We start from the raw sequence: 15,689 nt of genomic DNA, 5'->3' as shown, positions 1-15,689 counted from the left end.
GAAAGGTGCGTCAATGTCGCTGCAAAGATTCTTACCAGGCATTGTGTTGATGGCGGTTGGCGCGGGACCGCTGCTGGCGCAGACAACACCCACTAAAGGACAATCGCAGCCACAGGAGGTTGCCAAGGCCACGACCCCGGGGAGAGATCCGACTGATTTGAAGCTCCAGGAGGCGCTGCGAGAGCGCGATGCCATCATCCGCAATCTGTTGGAGCGAATGAATGAGTTGGAGTGGCGCGTCAATGGTGGATATACCACCCCGGCGAGAGCTGATGAGCGTCCTGCATTACCGGCTGCTTCAAGCAGTCGCGTGATCAATTCGGTCGTGTCGACCTCGACCTACGACACCACGGAGCGGCAGGCGACGGAGGCACTTGATCAGGCTTTGATTGTGCGAGGCGGATTACTGCTACCTTCCGGGACGCTGGAGATCGACAACACTACCTCTTATTTCAGTGCCTCATCGGACCATCTGACGGTCAATGGATTTGCGTTGCTGCCGGTGCTGGTGGTGGGCGATATCACTTCAGAGCGCGTGCGGGGAGACTACCTGTTGCCGAGTATGACCGCGAGACTGGGGTTACCGCATAAGTTCCAAGGTGAGTTTGTCGTCCCCTATGGATATGAACAGATTCGAACGGTGGACGCTACAAACGTCCAAACCTCATCGAGCAGCTTCGGGTTGGGCGATATCGCTGCAGGGCTTTCACGGCAGCTAACGACCGAACATGGAAAAGTTCCAGACATGCTGGCGAACGTGCGTTTTAAATCGACGACGGGAAAAGATCCGTACAACTTGCAAAGCAGCCAGTTGGCTCTCGGAACCGGGTTCAATGCTATTCAGGGGAATCTGACTGTGGCAAAGTCCAGCGACCCGGTGGTGTTCTTTGGGAATCTCTCTTATACGGCTAACTTGAGCGGCACCCACACGATTTCAGCAAACGATCCGAATAACCCCGCCGCGACGATGGTAGGACACTTCAACCCGGGTGATGCAATTGGCTTCCAGTTAGGCTCTATTCTGGCGTTGAATCCAGAAGTGTCGATGACGGTGGGGTGGGATCAGCGATTTACACGCAGCACCACATTGAACGGAGTTGATATTCCGGCGTCGTACTTAGTAGAGGGTTCGTTGCGATTGGGAACAAGCTATGTCTATGCGCCAGGGCGAACGATCGATCTGAGCTTTGGCGTGGGGCTGACACCGGATACGCCGAATCTGCAGTTCTCTGTGGGGGTTCCGTTTCGGTTGGGGCTGTGGGGGCAGAAACCAAGGAAGCTAGACGTGCATTAGGCCTGATGCAGGAAAGGTCATGCGCGGTCTCCGGCAGAGAGGAACAGAGACTGAAGGGTGGCGTCTTCGAGGAAGCTGATCTCCAAGCGTATGGTCACGATCTGGCCCAACTCAGACGGGGCGGTGAGGTTTTTGCGGCAGGTGCAGAGGTGGGTAAAGCCGAGGTGTCCGGCGCGGGTGAGCTCGAGGCCGGAGGCGATGATGGATGCGTAGAGGTCGACGACGGCGCGGAGCTGAATCTCGACGCGGAACTCCATGGTGGTGGGAGAGAGCGTTTTGCGGTTGAGGAGCCAGCCTCCGCAATCTGCAAAGGCTGAGGTGAGCGAGGGCAGGATACCTTGGCGCTCTTCGTAGCTGAAGCCCTGAATATCAAGCGATTGCATGGGATGTTTTGAGCCTCTGCCGATCGAAGTGTGTATGCCGATAGCGTGTTCATCGGAAGGGGAGGGGGGAAGCGTGAGTCTCAGGCGGGGTACGGTGGTCATGTGGGTATCCGGATTTGATGATGTTGAAAAGAGATGACTTGGGTTAGAGATTTGTGAATCTGCATGTTCTGTCGCGTTTGTGTACCGCTGATTTACGCGGGTGTAGGAGGATAGTGGGAGCGAGGTCTTTATGGTGCTGGGAGTGGGAACGGATTTGATGGAGACGAAACGGATCGAAGTGAGTATTGACCGGTTCGGAGAGCGATTTTTGGAGCGGGTCTTCACCACAGGAGAGATCGCCTATTGCCTGCGTAAGAAGAAGAACGCGGCTGAAAGCTTTGCGGCTCGGTTCGCCGCGAAAGAGGCCGGGGCAAAGGCACTGGGCACGGGGATCAGCCGGGGAGTCACGTGGAAAGAACTTGAAGTCCGGCGCGAGGCGAATGGCCGGCCGACGCTGCACTTGAGTGGGCGTGCAGCAGAGTTGGCGGGGGCGATGGGAGTGCGCAGGATGCAGCTAAGCTTGACCCACAGCAGAGAGTTGGCGATGGCGGTCGTGGTGGCGGAGGATTGAAAGGCAATAGGTTGTGGAAGTTGAAACCAATCGAGCGATTCGCGCATCCATTCGAAATCGAGCACTTTAACGCGATGCGGTCCCTGGAGTTTTCTTGGGTCGATGGGGTGCGAGGGTAATGTATTCTCCTAGTTACTGACACCCTGATCGCGCTAGAGGTGGGAGCGGCAATGTAACGCCGTGTCGGTGGATTTTTGTGAAAACGATCTTAAAGGAGAGCTATGCCCAGCCAGCAGGAGGTACGGTGGTCGCAGTTGAAGGTGGGCGTGATTGTACTGATTTCGACGATAGTGCTGGTGACGCTGCTGTTCCTGATGACGAGCTCGTCGGGGCTGGGAATTTTCTCGCATAAGCTGACGGTTACGACGTTCTTCGCGAATTCGGCCGGGCTAAAGACAGGTGCAGCAGTGAACCTGGAGGGCGTGACGATCGGGACAGTGAAAGCAGTAACAATTGATAATGCGCCCGAGCACAAGCTGACTCCGGTGAAGGTTGTAATGAAGATGAACGAAAAGTTCGCCACCAACCTGAAGAAAGACTCGAAAGCTTCACTGTCGACGGTGGGAGTGCTGGGCGATACGGTAGTGGATATCAACAGCCAGTTTGCCGTCGGGCCGCCGCTGCAGGACGGGGATGTATTGAAGACGCTGGAGACGCCGAGTTTGACCGATGTGGTGAAGGCGAGCCAGGGGACAATTGAAAGTCTGAATGTAATTCTGGCGAAGGCGAATGTGATCGTCGACAACATTCAGTCTGGTAAGGGCACCATTGGGCAGCTGATCAATAATCCTGATCTGATTAACAAGGTGGATAATACTGTCGATCAACTGCAGAGGCTTGTGAAGAATTTGAATGCTGGGCAAGGGTCGGTCGGTAAGCTGCTTCACGACGATACTCTCTATAACAACTTGAATGACACTGTTGTAAAGCTAGAGAATATTGCGGATGGCATTAATAGTGGTAAGGGGACCGCGGGTAAGCTGATCAAGGACGACACCCTTTACACAAATCTGAACTCGTCTTTGGCTCACGCGAACTCGTTGCTGGCTGACGCGGATGCTGGTAAGGGCGGCCTGGGGCTGATGCTAAAGGATCCTAAGTTTCGCCAGGACCTGAGCAACACACTAACGCAGGTGAATACGCTGGTTACCGGCGTAAATGATGGTCGTGGAACTCTGGGCAAGCTGGTGACTGATGACGCTGCCTACACGAACCTGAATAAGTTGCTCGAGGCGAGCACAGACTTGGTGAAGACAATTCGAAGCGATCCGAAGAAGTATTTGACGATTCATCTCAAGATCTTCTAGGAGATGTGCTGCGAGCATTGAAGGGTTCGGGCTTTGGCTTGAGCCCTTTTCTTTGGTGGAACACTAGCGCTGCGATGCGTTGTCTTGTTCGCAGCTTCGACTTTTGGGGAAGCACGATCGTAAGTGAGGGACAAGTTCTTCTCCATCTTCGGAGGGATATGTTCTCTACGGGGCTGGAATGAGGCGGTAACCATGGTGTGGTGACTGGCTGCGAGAAGGATAGATCAGTCAGAATGAGCGCCATAAGTGGCACAAAGTCGCGACAGCTTCTACAATAAGCGAAGGAATCGTACCCTACAGAGTTGCTCGCGGCAAAAGGTGGACGGAAGACGTTCATTGGCGAGGATTAAGGAAGCGCATGAAGTTGAGCAGGATTGGCCGTGTAGCAATGGCCTTGGTAGTGTCCGTAGCGATGGGTCTGGGCATGACGGCGTGCGGTGGTGGCACGATTGGGTTCATGTGGGTTCTTGGAACGCAGTACAACCAGATCGCAGGTTTCAAGATCGATGACTTCACGGGAAATCTGACGGCAATTCCTCACTCGCCGTTCACCTCTGGCGGGGCAAACCCGGTGTCGATCGTGGTGAAGCCGGGCGGCCGCTTCATTTACGTGGTCAACAGGGGCGGTGGGAACGGACCATCCGCGGGTTTGCCGTGCGGCACTGCTGGCAGCATCAGCGAGTTCAGCGTTGGCGGCCAGGGTGTGCTGACCTTCCAGCAATGCTTCCAGAGCCAGGGGACCAACCCTGTCTGGGCGGCTCACGATTCGACGGGAAATTTCCTGTATGTATTGGACCAGCAGGCTCCGCCTCCGACCGGGACTCCGGCCGACCCCAATCCTCCGGCTCCTTCGAATGGGGACATCACTGTATTCTCGATTGATCCAAATACAGGGCGGCTGACCCTGGTGTTGAACCAGCAGATCAAAGATCCAGTGACGGGTCTGCAGATTACTTACTTCCCCGTTGGGCAGACGCCGACAATGTTGGCTGTAGCTGGCTCGTGCGTGCTTACGCTGAACACTGCCGACCAGACGGTCTCACCCTACGCTGTAGGGACATCGGGGCAGCTGACGTTGACGACAACGCAGAAGTTCAACTCGGGAGCGGTGCGGCCGACGTCGATCATTACAGGCGGAAGCAACGTCTATATTACCGATGCAGGCGCCCCCAACGCGAACAGCCCAGGACAAGTTCTACCCTTTACTGTCGGCGCCACCTCGTGTTCGTTGAACACGATCACAGGTGGAGCGGTTGGGAACATCTCTCCGGCGGCGAATCCGGTTTATTCTCTGGTTGATAGCAAAAATAAATTTGTATATGTTGCGAATCAGTCGACGACCAATACAACAAATCCCAACAGCTCGATTTCAGCATTCACAATTCAGACGACCGGACAGCTACAGGAGCTGAACGATCCCGGGAACAACCCATACACAGTGGGCGCGGGACCGGTTTGTATGGTTGAGGATCCGTCATTTCAATACGTCTATACGTCAAATGGAGATGGGACGGTGACTGGCAAGCAGATCTCTACGACAGGCACGCTCTCGGATCTACGTCGAGGATCTACCTTCACGGCGACCGGACAAGCGACGTGCCTCGCAGTAAGCGGAAACGTAGACTAGCTGGCAGGACGGCAGCTGGAGAATCATGGCAGGGTGTCCACATGAATCCTGAGTAGCGGGACAGCAGGAACGGGCGGAAACGATTTGCCCCGGAGTTAGGTAAGCATGAAGTGGAATAAGATGGGCCGCGGGACCGTGGCCTCGATTTTATCTTTTGCGTTGGTGAGCGTTACGGCATGCAGCCGTGATTACACGCTGGCGTATGTATATGTGACGACTGCAAAACCGTTGACGAGCTCGTCTCCAAACGGTGGGATCAATGCGTACGCGGTGGACTTCCAGATCGGTTCGTTGACACCGCTGGCGGATTCACCGATACCGGCCGGTAGAAATCCTCTGACCCTTGTGGCTTCGCCGAACGGGTTGAATCTCTATGTCGTCAATCACGACGATTCGACGATCGGTGAGTATGCGATCGGAACCGATGGAAAAATTTATCTGCAGAACACCTACAACGTGACGGGCAGCAACGCTACCTCGATTGCAATGGATGCGGCGGGAGCATTTCTTTACGTCACATTCCAGTACCAGTTGGGGCCACAAGGACAACAGCTGTACTCGACCGCGTCGCCTGGGCCAGGTGGCGTGACGATCTTCCCGATCAACAAGGATGGCTCGCTCGGAGCGGCTGTTGCAAATACGACGGTTGGAACGACGACCTCTCGCAACTACGTTCCGGTTGGCAATACGCCGGTTGGGATTGTGGTCAGCCGTCCTCGTTGTGAGCCAGCGGCTTCTTACAATGCGGGAAATCCGACCTGCACGTTGACGGACGGTTCAGGTTCGGGCCTCCAGACCGTGTTTGCGTACGTTATCGACCAAGAGACTCCGACTACGCCGAAGGCTGCGTTGCTCAGCTTCTCACAGAACATGTCGACTGGCGTCTTGACTCCTACTCCTGGGACAACGATCACGACGGATGCTACGGGAAAGACAGTGGCGGCTGGTTTTGGCGCGGGGACGACGCCGAGTGCCATTGCCGAAGACCCCTCTTCCCGGTTCGTGTATGTCACGGATCAGGCTCAAAACGTACTGTTTGGAAATACGACCAATGCGGATGGTTCGCTGACGCCGATGATCAACAACCAGTTTCCGACAGGCATATTCCCAGTCGGAGTGACGGTCGATCCGCGGGGCAAGTTCCTGTATGTTGCGAACTTCTCGTCGGGCACAGTTGGCGCGTATACGATCGACCAAAACTCAGGCAATGCGACGGGGGCAATTACATCTGCTTCGACGGCTACCGGGACAGGTCCGACGTGTGTGACGATCGAACCGGCTTTAGGCATTTATCTCTATACGTCGAATAACCTGGAGGGCGACGTCTCGGCGATGCAACTGGCTCCCCAAAATGGAACGTTGAAGCAGGTGCAGAATACGCCGTTCCCATCGGGCGCATTGCCTACCTGTGCGGTGGCTGTAGCGAATGGTTCTCATCCGACACAGATCATTGTTGAGTAGATTCCAGCCTGTCCTACCTGAAAAGCCCCGCAAACGCGGGGCTTTTTGCTGCGCGGTTGTTGAGATGACCTCATTGGTGGATGGAACGCTTTGCGAAACCGACAGAACCAGCGTCGATGCTTCTCGCGGAGATCTCGTTTAGGAGGAGGAAGAAGAAGGCGAAAGGGTTCGGCCTTTGTGTGAAAATCGGCGAAGGATCGCGCGACGAGCGGGAGTTTCGACAAAGTAGAAGGTAGCCAGAGCAAGCAGGATCAGAATCCCATACGAGAGCCATGGATCGAAAGCGAGCAGGTGCAGACGCTCTGGAACGTGGTAGGTGTGGATTAATTGGAAGACATTGAAGTGGAGGAGGTAGAGGCAGTAGCTACTTTCGCCGATAAGCAAAAGTGGACGCCATGAGAATAGCGCCGAAATCGCATGGGGGCCGCTGAGGCCGAGCATCAGGGCTGCAAAGACCGGGGTCATGAGACCGCCGTGCATCAGGAGGTATGGCGTGCGAAGGACGAGAGTGTAGAAGAAGATTCCGACGAGCGCCAGGCTGACGAAGGAGAGCAACAGGCGTTGACGTGATGTGATGGTCAGGGCGTGTTGGAGTTTGCCTAGGGTGACACCAATGAGGAAGGTGCAGACGTAGGGGAGTGGGGTGTACTTGAGGAACCGGATGAGTTGGGTGGAACTGTAACGGTCAACTGGGCCGACGATGTGGTCAGGGTTGAGCCAAAGGTAGAGCGAGTGGGGGATTAAGCCCACGATCCAGAGCGCTATAAGGAGAAGGATCAAGTGCGCCGGCTTCTTGGGCCACGGGATGCGAATGAGCCAGGGGAAGGCGGCATAGAGGACGACTTCACTCGACAGCGTCCAGGCAACGGTGTTCCAGAAGGTAGCGACGGAGGGGCTCCAGCCTTGGAGGACAAGTGGGGTGAGGATCATTCCCTGCCAGAACTCGAAGTGGGAGCGGGCGTGCCACTCGTCCTGCACCATGCGGAAGGAGATGAGGAGAACGAGCAGGTAGACAGGGTAGAGGCGGGAGAAGCGGGCCAGCCAGAACTCGCGCTTGACCAGAGTCTTCGCGCGGTCGGCGTAGTTGTAGGTGAGCACGTAGCCAGAGATGAGGAAGAACACGCCAACGAAGACATAGCCATTGTTGATGATGGGGTAGAGAAAACCGAGGTGCGGCGGTGTGAAGTGAAAGAGAATGATGAAGATGGCGAGCAGGGTGCGGATGCCTGTGAGAGCGGGCAACGGCGGTTTGCGAGTGGTGATGGCCGCGGGTGGTTGGGCAGGACTCTGCGGCTGCTCGATCTCTGGTTCCAGAAGGATTGGGTTCACACGTTGGTCCTGCTTGAATTGGATGCTGCTGGGCTGTATTCGCTAAAGCCGTTTCCCCAGATTTGACGCGGAGAATGGCCATTTAGATGACAAATTCAACGTCAGGCGAACAGGAGGCGGAAACGGCAAAGCAGATTCTCCTCGCGAATGGAAAAGTTGGAGGAACTTTGCTCGGGGCATTCGACTCAGGCCGTGACCAGAGAGCCGATTTTATCGCCACTGACCACGCGTACGATGTTGCCGGGCTCGCGCATGCTGAAGACCATCATGGGCATGTTGTTGTCACGGCAGAGCGATACTGCCGTGGTGTCCATGACGCGGAGGTTGAGGCGAAGCATCTCGCTGTAGGTGATCTGGTCGAATTTTGTGGCTTTGTCATCGACCTTGGGGTCTGCGGTGTAGATGCCGTCGACGGAGGTGGCCTTGAGGAGGATGTCGGCTTTGATCTCCATGGCGCGGAGGCTGGCGGCGGTGTCGGTGGAGAAGAACGGGTTGCCGGTGCCGGCGGCGAAGATGACGATGCGGTTCTTCTCAAGGTGGCGCATGGCGCGGCGCCGGATGTAGGGCTCGGCGACCTCGTGCATCTCGATGGCGGACATCACGCGGCAGAATAGTCCTAGCTTCTCGATGGCGTCCTGGAGGGCAATGGCGTTGATGACGGTAGAGAGCATGCCCATGTGATCGGCGGCGACGCGGTCCATGTCGATGGCCTGCTGGGCGACGCCACGGAAGAAGTTGCCTCCGCCGACTACGATGCCGATCTCGCAGCCGAGCGCGTGAACCGCGGCGATTTCGGCGGCGATTTTGTGGATGAAAACGGCATCGATGCCAAAACCCTTACCTGCGGCCAGAGCTTCGCCTGAGATCTTGAGAAGGACTCTTTTGTACATGTCAGGACTAAGTATCGCATGGTGCAGTGGGGAGATTATTGGGCGATTAAATTCGTGGCCATAGACGGCTCGATGCAGAATTTGTTTACCACTTCGGATGCACTTGTAAATATTGTGCACAACTTTGCGGGGTAAGGTGGGTATTGATGGGGTGCGGGCACGATACAACGCAGCCCAAGGAGAAAAATAGATGTTTAGCAAAGTACGTTTGATGATTTTGACCGCCGGTTTTGTGGCGGCAGCGGTGCCGATGACGGTGCAGGCGGATGTTCCGGGGCCACACCCGGCTTACTTGCATGCGCTGAGCGATCTGCGAGCGGCGCGGCACTACCTGAACGATGGATGGGCGTGGGGTCCGGTGAAGCACGACGACAATGAGGCGGTTCACCACATTGACGCTGCCATCAACATGATCAAAGAAGCTTCTATCGATGATGGCAAAGGTCTGAATGATCCGTTTCACATCGATACAGGTTTGAGCCCGCATGATCGGTTCCGCAAGGCGAATGAACTGCTGGCCGCGGCGCACCGGGATCTGGAGCATGCGGAGGATGTACCGCAGGCACGTCAACTCCGGAATCGTGCGATCGGCGAGATAGATTACGCGCATACGATTGTCGACAACGCGAATCGGACGGCTCACTGGGAGTAGTTGCTGTCGATTGAAACAAAAGAGGGGAGCGATTACGCTCCCCTCTTTTGTTTGTTCCAAAGCAGCCGATAATCGAAGTTCGGGATTTCTCCTTTGTGAGGGTACCCTCCCCCCTCCCCCTTGAGGGTATTTTGTGAGGATGTCTTTTGCTTTGTTGGGGTTACAGCTGAGGGGTGTCTGCAAAATATTCATACCAAATGGGTTACGCCTAAAATACTTGCTTTCAATAGTTTGCGACACTCAGGAAAAAGCAAAAGCCCCAGAATGATCTGGGGCTTTTCTGTCTCTGAATCTATTTTAGCTGATTCGATATAACTCATACGCCACGCGATTCTGCTGGATTGGCGGGGGGATTTGATCATTGAGGGCTTGACAGGAATTTATGGCAGCGCTGAGAACTAAGATTTTGGTGGCGGCGGAGTGTTTAAGACGCAAGGGATCGGGTGTAGACGGGCTATGATAATTCGGACTTCAGCCACATCGTCCCTGGGCCCCCTTTTCTCTCGCGCCATATCTGATTTGGAGGAGAAGCTATGTGTCGCCCCTCGCGGTCCTTTAGAGGCTTTTATTGGCTGGTGTGCTTTGTTGTCATGTTTGCCTGCATCTTGAGCGCAGACGCGCAGAACCCGGATGCCCTTTCCCCGTATTTCGAAGGCAAGCAGGTGACGGTGAAGATCGACATGCCAGCCACGCAGAAGGGGGTGGATATCTATCCGAACCGGCAGCCGCCGTTGGATGCGAAGAGCTACGGGGACCGGATGAAGCAGTTTGGCGTGTCGCTGCAGAGGGGCGATTCGGTGATGGTTACAAAGGTGAAGGTGAATAAAGACAATGTCGAGTTTCAGCTTGCCGGCGGGGGATATGGGACGGCGGGAGATAACACGGATACTTCAGTGCACTTTACGCCAGCAGATAAGAGCAGCCGGGAGAAGGATCTGGAGAATCAGATCAGCAACGAAAGCGATCCGGATAAGCGGCGATCATTGCAGCGTGAGCTGGACAGTGTGAGGAGGGATCGAGAGAGACGCGATGCCTACAACCAAGCGAGAGCGCAGGACGACGCGGCGAGAAGGACGGACCAAGTTGGCATGAAGCGCCAACAGGGTGGATCTCGGTTCAACATCCGCGTGAATACGAAGGCAATGGGGGATTCGCTGACGCCTCAGGTGATTCAGGATGCTCTGGCGCAGTATGTGTCGTTTTCTGGCAATGCGGCTGGCGGGCCGGCGGGCGGGCATCCGAATGCGAATGGCCCGGGGGGAGATACTGGATTGGCCACTCGTCCGGCTGATCAAGGGGCGGATCAGGCGTCGGGATTGAAGAAGGGCCTGACCAGAGAGCAGGTGGAGGCTATGCTTGGCCCGGCGGTAGAGGCACATGACCGAACGGAGAATGGGATGTCGATGACCTCGTGCACGTATAAGAGCGCGGATGAGAAGGTGCAGGCGGATTTTGTGAATGGGGTGCTCGTGCAGTACTCCGTTTCTTCGCGTTAGATTCTTCCGTTTATAGACAACCGCTGCGCGCGGAGCGGTCACTTCGTGACGGGTATACCCCTTCGGTTGGCGCTCCCGTTGGTCGCGATGAGATATCTTTTGCCTAGCTAGGGGCACGGCCTGCTGTGGTGGCGGCGGGTACCTCGATGAGTTTGCCGGATTTTACGTCGTAGATGTAGCCGTAGATGGGAATGGATTTTGGCACGAGCGGGCTGGTGCGGATGCGGGTTACGTCGGCGAGGACAGACTCGGCCTGATCTTTGATGGTGAGGAATTCGATGAACTCGGCTGCGGTGGAGCCGGGGCCTTTGCCCACGTCTTTGAAGCCTTCAGCGGTGAGGGCTGCGGTTTCGAGGCTGTTGGCGAGTAGGCCGCGGATGACGTCGTTGGTGAAGAACTGCATGCCGCAGTCGGTGTGGTGGATGACGAAGAACTCTTTGGTGCCGAGAAGCTTATAGCTGATGACGAGGGAACGGATGGCATCGTCGGAGGCGCGGCCGCCGGCGTTGCGGATGACGTGAGCGTCTCCTTCGGCCAGGCCTGCGTATTTGGCGGGGTCGAGGCGGGCGTCCATACAGGTGAGGATGGCGAAACCGCGGGCTGGCGGGAGGGCAAGGTTGGCTTTGTTGCCGAAGCTCGAGGCGTACGATTCGTTGGCGGAGAGGACTTCGGTGAGGATCTTGCTCATGATGGTGTCTCCTGGAGGTGGTTTTTCGCTGGTGCGTCGTGGTGAATTGATGGTGGGATGGTGGTGCGGATTTACTCCGCGTGGGGATCGACGACGTGGATGGGCAGATCGTAGTGGTTGGAGGTGAGCTCCCATCGACGGTTCTCTTCTTTGCGGAGGATTCTTTGATCGGAGAAGAGTTGGTGGAGAACTTCGCCTTCGTGAGTGGAGGAGGGCTGGTCTCTGTAGGTGATGACGACGCGGTAGTCCCAGCGACTGTCTTCCGAGGTATGCAGACCGGGGCCGTAGACTGTGTAGCTGGTGACGTAACCTAGCTGCTGCTCACGGTCGAGAGCGGCGATTTGATATTTGCGGAAGAGAGACCACCACTCGTCCTGGTGGCCGTACTGGACTCGGTAGACCCACTCGACCAGATAAGGCTTTGTGGGGGCGGGCGGTGCCGGTTGGGCCTTGATTGTGATGGGTGCGATGAGGGCGAGGGTGGCGAGAGAAAGACTTGTGAGTCTGCGCATCGGTGTTGCCTCCGTGATTTCGTCGTTGGGTATCGGCGCTGGCAAAGCGACATGAGAGCGCTTATGGATGCTCGACTGACGATTGATCTGGAGGGTTCTGTGGTGCCCTGAGGTGTCGTCAGCCTAGAGGCTGGACGGACAACAATAACGGGTTGCAGAGGCGAAGTGCATGGTTGGAGATTAGTGGAGGTGGGGTGTGGCGTCAAGGGAGGTGGCGCGCGATGAAAAGCAGATTCCTCCGCTTCGCTGCGGAATGACAACCAAAAAGGCATGACAAAAGCAGAGGCAAAAGGATTGAAAGCAAGAGAGCCCGGGACGATGCCCGGGCTTTTTGTGTAGCGATGATGGTTACAGATTAGGAGGCGGCTTCTTCGGTGGTGGCTGCCTTGGCCTGGGCTACGGTCCAGTCGGTGGCGCCTACCTTGAAGCGGGCGAAGCGACGGACGCTGATGTTCTCGCCGAGCTTTGCGACTTTGCTGGCGATGAGCTGGCCGATGGTCTGCGAGGCTTCCTTGATGAAGGGCTGGTCGAGGAGGCAGAACTCTTCGTAGAACTTGGCGAGCTTGCCGGTGAGCATCTTCTCGATGATCTCGGCGGGTTTGCCGGAGGCAGCGGCCTGGGCGCGGTAGACGTCCTTCTCGCGCTCGAGGTCTGCTTCGGTGACATCCTCGCGGCTGACGAAGCGCGGGTCAACGGCGGCGATGTGCATGGCAACGTCGCGGAGGAGTTCCTGGAAGTCGTCGGTGCGGGCTACGAAGTCGGACTCGCAGTTGAGCTCGAGGAGAACGCCGATCTTTCCGCCGGCGTGGATGTAGGTTCCGACTGCGCCTTCGTTGGTGGTGCGGGTAGCCTTCTTGGCGGCCGAGGCCATGCCGCGCTTGCGGAGGACGACGAAGGCGGCTTCCATTTCACCGCGGGCTTCCTGCAGGGCTTTCAGGCAGTCGCCCATGGGGGCGCCGGACTTTTCACGGAGTTCTTTGACGAGTTTTGCGTCGATCTTTACGGCGGTTTCAGTCATGATGAGTTTCCTTGGGAGTGGCGGTTTCTGCGAAAGGGGGCGCGGGCTGGATGCCCGCGCCCCCACCAAAATAACAAGAGGCGGTTACGGCACGGCTAATGCCCTGCCCTTTCCTTGTGGCGACCTCTCGGCACGAAGAGATGCGTTAGACGGCGGCCTGGGCGGAGATGGACTCGGTCTCTGCTTCGGGCTCGCTGGCGGCTGAGGGCGCCTTGCGGATGTTTCCGCCGAGGACTGCAGCGAGGTCAACGGTTTCGTCTTCGTCGGCGGCAGCTTCTACGGGCTCGGCAGCAGCGTGGATCTCGCCGGGCTCGATCTCGCCATCTTCGCCGATGTACTCGGGGGAGACTGCGAGGGGCTGAATGTCAGCGGACTCGGTGGCGAAGGCCTTCTCGGAGACCATCTGGACGCCTTCGTAGGCGGAATCGGCGATCTTCGTGGTGAAGAGGCGGATGGCGCGGAGGGCGTCGTCGTTGCCGGGGATGACGTAGTCGACGACGGTGGGATCGCAGTTGGTGTCGACGACTGCGACGACCGGGATGCCAAGCTTGCGGGCTTCGGCGACGGCGATGGCTTCATTGTTGGAGTCAACGATGAAGAGGGCGTCGGGAAGGCGCTTCATGGTCTTGATACCGGCAAGGTTGGTCGTGAGGTGCTTGCGCTCGCGCTCGAGCTTGATGACTTCCTTCTTGGTGAGGAGTTCGTAGCGGCCATCGGTCGACATATCGTCGAGTTCGGTGAGGCGCTTGACGGACTTCTGCACGGTGACCCAGTTGGTGAGGAGACCACCGAGCCAGCGGCTGTTGATGTAGGGCATACCCGCGCGGGTGGCTTCTTCAGCGATGGCGTCCTGCGCCTGGCGCTTGGTGCCAACGAAGAGGATGAGCTTGCCGGTGGAGGTGAGATCGGTGACGAACTTCGAAGCCTCTTTGAACATCTTGAGGGTCTTCTGGAGGTCGATGATGTAAATGCCGTTGCGCTCGCCGAAGATGTACTCCTTCATCTTGGGGTTCCAGCGCTTGGTCTGATGCCCGAAGTGAACGCCAGCTTCGAGCAGTTCTTTCATAGTGATATTTGCCAATGTAGCTCCTTGGTTTAAGACAGCCGGACCGGTGCTCCGGTGCCTGGATTAATCCCGCGTGCGGGAGATTTGACTCCTTGCCTCACGATGCTCTGGGAGGGTGGTGCTGAGCGGTGATTCCTTTTCGCCGCTTTGAAACAGGGCCCGTTGTGCTGCGGTGGAAGCCGGGGCTGAAGCCACGGCTTCCACCTTGAGAACAAAAACAACAGCAAGTACAGAAGCAGATCCCCTTCGGGGATGACAACCAGAAAAGCAACAACGCTTCCGACAACCAGAAAAGCAACGACAACCGCGATTAGCGTTTGCTGAACTGGAAGCGAGCGCGAGCGCCCTTCTGACCGTACTTCTTGCGCTCTTTACCGCGCGAGTCGCGGGTAACGAGGCCTTCTGCCTTGAGCGCCTTACGGAGCTCGGGGTTGAATACCATGAGGGCGCGTGCGATGCCGAGTTTGACAGCATCGGCCTGGCCCATGACGCCGCCACCCTTTACGGTGGTGATGACGTCGAAGGTTTCGCCGATGTCGGCGATGCCGAGCGACCGCTTGGCGGCTGCGCGCTGTTGGGCGGTGACGAAGTAGACGTCACACTCTTTTTTGTTGACGGTGAATTTGCCGCTGCCTGGACGCAGGAAGACGCGTGCGATCGAGGACTTGCGACGGCCGGTTCCGTAGTACTGAATCAGATCTGCCATGGTGCTCCTTGAACTTTTGAAAACCCGGGGCTGATGCCCCAAACTTCGTTAGCTCCCGAAGATCGGGAGGGGACGCTTAGCCTTCGAGGGAGTGAGCCGGATGAGTCGGCACCATGACCTTGGAGGTGAGAACCTTGGGCGCGTTGGAGGCATGGAAGTCCATGGCAACGGGCTGCTGGGCGAGGTGGGGATGCTGTGCTCCCTTGTAGACCTTGAGCTTGGTGGCCATCTGGCGGCCGAGCTTGGACTTGGGAAGCATGCCCTTGACAGCCTGCTCGACGATGGCTTCGGGGCGACGGGCGAGAAGCTTGATGAAGGACTCTTCGCGAAGACCACCGGGGAATCCGGTGTAGCGGCGGTAGAGCTTCTGGTCAGACTTGAGGCCGGTGAGCACGATCTTTTCGGCGTTGATGATCACGACGTGATCGCCCATATCGATGTAGGGGGTGTAGAGCGGGCTGGTCTTGCCGGCGAGGACGGAGGCGGCCTGTGTGGCGAGACGGCCCAGGGTCTTACCGCTCGCATCGAGCAGGTACCACTTGCGCTTAATGTCTTTGCCACTCGGAATGGTGGTAGGCATCGGTTGGGTTACTCCTTGTTTCTGCCGTCTTCAGTGTTCGGCGTGGTGCATGAAGAAAATGGTGCCG

General features: G+C 57.0%; 16 protein-coding genes. 7 read left to right on the top strand and 9 right to left on the bottom strand.

What is annotated here, in order from left to right:
• Positions 1-13 precede the first annotated feature (13 nt).
• Positions 14-1,294: a transporter gene (locus HDF14_RS12810; RefSeq protein WP_183977219.1), complete on the top strand. Its 1,281-nt coding sequence runs from the start codon at positions 14-16 to the stop codon at positions 1,292-1,294.
• Positions 1,295-1,311: 17 nt separating this feature from the next.
• On the opposite strand, the gene HDF14_RS12805 is transcribed toward HDF14_RS12810, so the two are convergent.
• The gene (locus tag HDF14_RS12805) at positions 1,312-1,779 is read right to left on the bottom strand and encodes a hypothetical protein (RefSeq protein ID WP_260698217.1); all 468 of its coding nucleotides are present in this window, start codon (positions 1,777-1,779) and stop codon (positions 1,312-1,314) included.
• 130 nt (positions 1,780-1,909) lie between these two features.
• Between HDF14_RS12805 and acpS the strand changes: the two genes are divergently transcribed.
• From acpS to HDF14_RS12785, 4 genes are all read left to right on the top strand, one after another.
• Positions 1,910-2,290, top strand: coding sequence for a holo-ACP synthase (acpS, locus tag HDF14_RS12800; protein ID WP_183977217.1), 381 nt, complete (start codon positions 1,910-1,912; stop codon positions 2,288-2,290).
• 221 nt (positions 2,291-2,511) lie between these two features.
• Positions 2,512-3,597, top strand: a complete 1,086-nt coding sequence (locus tag HDF14_RS12795) for an MlaD family protein (protein ID WP_183977215.1) — start codon at positions 2,512-2,514, stop codon at positions 3,595-3,597.
• A 358-nt stretch (positions 3,598-3,955) separates the two neighbouring features.
• The gene (locus tag HDF14_RS12790) at positions 3,956-5,224 is read left to right on the top strand and encodes a beta-propeller fold lactonase family protein (RefSeq protein WP_183977213.1); all 1,269 of its coding nucleotides are present in this window, start codon (positions 3,956-3,958) and stop codon (positions 5,222-5,224) included.
• A gap of 105 nt (positions 5,225-5,329) precedes the next feature.
• Positions 5,330-6,685, top strand: coding sequence for a lactonase family protein (locus tag HDF14_RS12785; protein WP_183977211.1), 1,356 nt, complete (start codon positions 5,330-5,332; stop codon positions 6,683-6,685).
• A 138-nt stretch (positions 6,686-6,823) separates the two neighbouring features.
• Here the strand turns inward: HDF14_RS12785 and HDF14_RS12780 are convergent, their stop codons facing one another.
• Positions 6,824-8,014, bottom strand: coding sequence for an acyltransferase family protein (locus HDF14_RS12780; protein ID WP_313899558.1), 1,191 nt, complete (start codon positions 8,012-8,014; stop codon positions 6,824-6,826).
• Between the two features lie 185 nt (positions 8,015-8,199).
• The gene (gene pyrH / locus HDF14_RS12775; protein WP_183977209.1) at positions 8,200-8,904 is read right to left on the bottom strand and encodes a UMP kinase; all 705 of its coding nucleotides are present in this window, start codon (positions 8,902-8,904) and stop codon (positions 8,200-8,202) included.
• A 190-nt stretch (positions 8,905-9,094) separates the two neighbouring features.
• On the opposite strand from pyrH, the gene HDF14_RS12770 reads away from it, so the two are divergent.
• Both HDF14_RS12770 and HDF14_RS12765 read left to right on the top strand, forming a co-directional pair.
• Entirely contained in the window at positions 9,095-9,556 is a 462-nt protein-coding gene (locus tag HDF14_RS12770) for a hypothetical protein (protein ID WP_183977207.1), read from the top strand.
• 533 nt (positions 9,557-10,089) lie between these two features.
• Entirely contained in the window at positions 10,090-11,052 is a 963-nt protein-coding gene (locus HDF14_RS12765) for a hypothetical protein (RefSeq protein ID WP_183977204.1), read from the top strand.
• A gap of 103 nt (positions 11,053-11,155) precedes the next feature.
• On the opposite strand, the gene HDF14_RS12760 is transcribed toward HDF14_RS12765, so the two are convergent.
• From HDF14_RS12760 to rplM, 6 genes are all read right to left on the bottom strand, one after another.
• Positions 11,156-11,740, bottom strand: coding sequence for a beta-class carbonic anhydrase (locus HDF14_RS12760; protein ID WP_183977202.1), 585 nt, complete (start codon positions 11,738-11,740; stop codon positions 11,156-11,158).
• A gap of 71 nt (positions 11,741-11,811) precedes the next feature.
• Positions 11,812-12,252, bottom strand: a complete 441-nt coding sequence (locus tag HDF14_RS12755; protein ID WP_183977200.1) for a hypothetical protein — start codon at positions 12,250-12,252, stop codon at positions 11,812-11,814.
• 355 nt (positions 12,253-12,607) lie between these two features.
• Positions 12,608-13,270, bottom strand: coding sequence for a translation elongation factor Ts (locus HDF14_RS12750; protein ID WP_183977198.1), 663 nt, complete (start codon positions 13,268-13,270; stop codon positions 12,608-12,610).
• A 145-nt stretch (positions 13,271-13,415) separates the two neighbouring features.
• Entirely contained in the window at positions 13,416-14,351 is a 936-nt protein-coding gene (gene rpsB / locus HDF14_RS12745; protein WP_183977196.1) for a 30S ribosomal protein S2, read from the bottom strand.
• 295 nt (positions 14,352-14,646) lie between these two features.
• Complete coding sequence (rpsI, locus tag HDF14_RS12740) at positions 14,647-15,042, bottom strand: 30S ribosomal protein S9 (RefSeq protein WP_020712730.1); 396 nt, start codon at positions 15,040-15,042, stop codon at positions 14,647-14,649.
• A gap of 76 nt (positions 15,043-15,118) precedes the next feature.
• Positions 15,119-15,622, bottom strand: a complete 504-nt coding sequence (gene rplM, locus HDF14_RS12735) for a 50S ribosomal protein L13 (RefSeq protein WP_183977193.1) — start codon at positions 15,620-15,622, stop codon at positions 15,119-15,121.
• Positions 15,623-15,689: the final 67 nt, after the last annotated feature.

It is taken from the genome of Tunturiibacter gelidiferens (genome assembly GCF_014201335.1).
Taxonomy (GTDB): domain Bacteria; phylum Acidobacteriota; class Terriglobia; order Terriglobales; family Acidobacteriaceae; genus Edaphobacter; species Edaphobacter lichenicola_E.
This window is presented reverse-complemented; position numbering and strand designations above follow the sequence as displayed.

What these genes read in the sequence shown, in the direction of transcription:
- HDF14_RS12750 (WP_183977198.1), bottom strand. Translation starts at nt 13,270, where the DNA reads ATGACTGAAACCGCCGTAAAGATCGACGCAAAACTCGTCAAAGAACTC.
- rpsI (WP_020712730.1), bottom strand. Translation starts at nt 15,042, where the DNA reads ATGGCAGATCTGATTCAGTACTACGGAACCGGCCGTCGCAAGTCCTCG.
- acpS (WP_183977217.1), top strand. Translation starts at nt 1,910, where the DNA reads ATGGTGCTGGGAGTGGGAACGGATTTGATGGAGACGAAACGGATCGAA.
- HDF14_RS12770 (WP_183977207.1), top strand. Translation starts at nt 9,095, where the DNA reads ATGTTTAGCAAAGTACGTTTGATGATTTTGACCGCCGGTTTTGTGGCG.
- rplM (WP_183977193.1), bottom strand. Translation starts at nt 15,622, where the DNA reads ATGCCTACCACCATTCCGAGTGGCAAAGACATTAAGCGCAAGTGGTAC.
- HDF14_RS12805 (WP_260698217.1), bottom strand. Translation starts at nt 1,779, where the DNA reads ATGACCACCGTACCCCGCCTGAGACTCACGCTTCCCCCCTCCCCTTCC.
- pyrH (WP_183977209.1), bottom strand. Translation starts at nt 8,904, where the DNA reads ATGTACAAAAGAGTCCTTCTCAAGATCTCAGGCGAAGCTCTGGCCGCA.
- HDF14_RS12795 (WP_183977215.1), top strand. Translation starts at nt 2,512, where the DNA reads ATGCCCAGCCAGCAGGAGGTACGGTGGTCGCAGTTGAAGGTGGGCGTG.
- HDF14_RS12755 (WP_183977200.1), bottom strand. Translation starts at nt 12,252, where the DNA reads ATGCGCAGACTCACAAGTCTTTCTCTCGCCACCCTCGCCCTCATCGCA.
- HDF14_RS12760 (WP_183977202.1), bottom strand. Translation starts at nt 11,740, where the DNA reads ATGAGCAAGATCCTCACCGAAGTCCTCTCCGCCAACGAATCGTACGCC.
- HDF14_RS12810 (WP_183977219.1), top strand. Translation starts at nt 14, where the DNA reads ATGTCGCTGCAAAGATTCTTACCAGGCATTGTGTTGATGGCGGTTGGC.
- HDF14_RS12785 (WP_183977211.1), top strand. Translation starts at nt 5,330, where the DNA reads ATGAAGTGGAATAAGATGGGCCGCGGGACCGTGGCCTCGATTTTATCT.
- HDF14_RS12765 (WP_183977204.1), top strand. Translation starts at nt 10,090, where the DNA reads ATGTGTCGCCCCTCGCGGTCCTTTAGAGGCTTTTATTGGCTGGTGTGC.
- HDF14_RS12790 (WP_183977213.1), top strand. Translation starts at nt 3,956, where the DNA reads ATGAAGTTGAGCAGGATTGGCCGTGTAGCAATGGCCTTGGTAGTGTCC.